Source organism: Vibrio sp. Y176 (assembly GCF_033438945.1).
The window spans coordinates 1-622 of the sequence record NZ_JAWOQS010000742.1 but is presented as its reverse complement, the minus strand read 5'-3'; the positions used below and the strand labels follow the sequence as shown (position 1 = coordinate 622).

2 protein-coding genes are annotated in these 622 nt (G+C 43.9%); both read right to left on the bottom strand.

Going from position 1 to position 622, the window contains the following annotated elements; genetic code table 11:
* Window positions 1–408, bottom strand: a 408-nt coding sequence (gene elbB, locus R7O13_RS28405) for an isoprenoid biosynthesis glyoxalase ElbB (RefSeq protein WP_318305395.1), incomplete at its 3' end; no start/stop codon positions are given.
* 12 nt (window positions 409–420) lie between these two features.
* Window positions 421–576 carry a hypothetical protein gene (locus R7O13_RS28400; protein ID WP_020842294.1) on the bottom strand — a complete coding sequence of 52 codons (156 nt, stop codon included), beginning with the start codon at window positions 574–576 and terminating at the stop codon, window positions 421–423.
* Window positions 577–622 lie beyond the last annotated feature (46 nt).

The window sequence follows — 622 nt, the reverse complement described above, 5'->3', positions numbered from 1 at the left end:
AATGCAGAGGTAACCGGCAGGCTTGTTAGCATTTGCGAACGCACGGCAAGCTTGTGCAACGTGTGTATTAATCGAGCATTCCGCACCAGAAACGGCAAAGTCAGTCAGATTTTTTGCTGCACCAAAGCCACCTGGTAACAATAGCGCATCAAAGTCTTCAACGTTCAGTCTAGCCACATCCTCAATGTTTCCACGCGCTATGCGTGCCGCTTCAACGAGCACGTTGCGTGGCTCATCCATTTCTTCGCCAGTGAGATGATTGATGACGTGTAATTGTTCAATGTTTGGAGCGAAGCAATGCCAAGAAGCACCAGCTTTTTCTATGGCGTGCAGGGCTAGCACGGCTTCATGTAACTCTGAACCATCATAAACACCTGAGCCACTCAAAATAACTGCGACTTTTTTCATTTTAAGATTCCTTTAGTCTGATATTTCCGTTTGTTGCTCTTTTATATTTGGGGATTGAGATTGAGCATTTGCCTTAGTTTCGACGATTTCTTGATCGTCGTCTTCTTCATCATAGTAGCGGACAACAAAAGGTGTCAGCATGACGCTCGATGGTAGAAAGTGTTTCATATCGACTCCAAACGCATAACAGAATCATTTTTATACTGAAATTTAT